The following is a 1,349-nucleotide window of genomic DNA, read 5'->3' as shown; positions in this document are numbered from 1 at the left end:
TCTTCGCTTGAAGTCTTCTGGTCAGAGATGTTCCACTTAGCTTGACAATTCAAGTATCTAAAAAGGCCTAAAACTTCCGGCGTTGAAGTATCCTTCAACACCAAAAATTTTAGACCCCTTTAAAAACTAATTTTCAAACGAGACGTTTTCATCTAATGCACGTTGTAGGTCATCATACATCGTTTGCGACATCAGTTCTTGTCGCTTATCGGGATCAGACACAGTGGCAATAAAGCTGTGCGGTTCAAGCAAATAGTGGCCATCTTCAGCAACAAATCTGAAGAACGTTGCATTCAGGCCTTTGATTTGGAAAATTCCGAATTGGTCAGGAGTCGGCAGTTCAACATTCATCAATTCCATGAGCATTACCTCGCAATTGACTGGTGGTGACTTGAAGTGTCTACATTATATCACGACACCTTAAAAAGCGCGAAAAGGTTCGCATACTATCAATCACAGTTGTTTTCAGATGAGAATTGATTCAACAGCTCCCGTTGCAAATTATCATACATGTCTTTAGACATTGGATGTTGCCGTTTGTTCGCGTCTCGTTCGGCAACAATAAAGAAATCAGGATCTAAAACGAAGTCACCGTCTTTTTCATCGAATCTAAAATAAGTCGCGTCCATACTTTCAATTTGAAACGTGCCAAATTTGGTCTCAGTTGGTAGCGTCATATTCGTCAGTTTCATCTTGCGCCTCATTTTTAAAATATTTTCGACAACGGCCTAAAGCTCCCGCCCCATTCGAGAATCTGGAAAAAGATCATCCAGCTTACTCAGGTCTTCACGAAAATCATGATTTTGGGCCGCTTGTGTATGCCAAATGTTAACGTGTTGTGGCTTGAACGACGATGAAGCATCTGCTGGAACGTTTGCTTTATTGACACCCTTTGTCACTGCGTTATCTTTTTTCGCCAAAGATCTTACTCCCTTCATCACAATAATGGATTATCCTGTAATTGTGAAATCAATACGTAACAGCCTATTGATTTACGTAACTAATCTCCTTTGTTGAACAAAAAGCGCCCATGCAATTGGACGCTCTCAATAATGGAATTCAGGCCATTGCCCAGTCGTACTGTTTAAGAAAATCAGGATCATTAGCTTTATCACCTGGCGTTGGTTTAGTAGTATGCGCTAATCGATAACGCGTATCTTTTGCCAGTAACATATAAGCAGGAATCCCAGTCACCTCTTCGATGGATAAGGCAACAGTTGGAGAAATAAACGCCTTGCGATGAAGCACCTATCCGGCTCTTCGTCAAGTAGAGTTGATATATTTTTGACACCACACCTAGACCGAAATTGGTCTAGGTGTTTTTTCTACCATTAGTCAAGCACTAATGT

Annotated in this window: 4 protein-coding genes; all 4 read right to left on the bottom strand. The window is 40.9% G+C overall.

The window, feature by feature from the left end:
* Positions 1–126: 126 nt before the first annotated feature.
* The 4 genes from FD01_RS13495 to FD01_RS13480 all read right to left on the bottom strand — a co-directional run bounded on the left by FD01_RS13495 (position 127) and on the right by FD01_RS13480 (position 1,248).
* Positions 127–360, bottom strand: coding sequence for a hypothetical protein (locus FD01_RS13495; protein WP_054720134.1), 234 nt, complete (start codon positions 358–360; stop codon positions 127–129).
* A gap of 89 nt (positions 361–449) precedes the next feature.
* Positions 450–692: a hypothetical protein gene (locus tag FD01_RS13490; protein WP_054720137.1), complete on the bottom strand. Its 243-nt coding sequence runs from the start codon at positions 690–692 to the stop codon at positions 450–452.
* A 36-nt stretch (positions 693–728) separates the two neighbouring features.
* Entirely contained in the window at positions 729–920 is a 192-nt protein-coding gene (locus FD01_RS13485; RefSeq protein WP_056964809.1) for a hypothetical protein, read from the bottom strand.
* 139 nt (positions 921–1,059) lie between these two features.
* Positions 1,060–1,248, bottom strand: coding sequence for a hypothetical protein (locus FD01_RS13480; protein WP_054720139.1), 189 nt, complete (start codon positions 1,246–1,248; stop codon positions 1,060–1,062).
* Between the last annotated feature and the right edge of the window lie 101 nt (positions 1,249–1,349).

This window comes from Lacticaseibacillus manihotivorans DSM 13343 = JCM 12514, assembly GCF_001435035.1.
GTDB classification, from domain to species: Bacteria; Bacillota; Bacilli; order Lactobacillales; family Lactobacillaceae; genus Lacticaseibacillus; species Lacticaseibacillus manihotivorans.
Note: the sequence above shows the minus strand (reverse complement) of the source record. Positions and strands in the feature narration are given on the sequence as shown.

Excerpts from the sequence above, each read along its gene's own strand:
- FD01_RS13495 (WP_054720134.1), bottom strand. The coding sequence starts at position 360 with ATGGAATTGATGAATGTTGAACTGCCGACTCCTGACCAATTCGGAATT.
- FD01_RS13490 (WP_054720137.1), bottom strand. The coding sequence starts at position 692 with ATGAAACTGACGAATATGACGCTACCAACTGAGACCAAATTTGGCACG.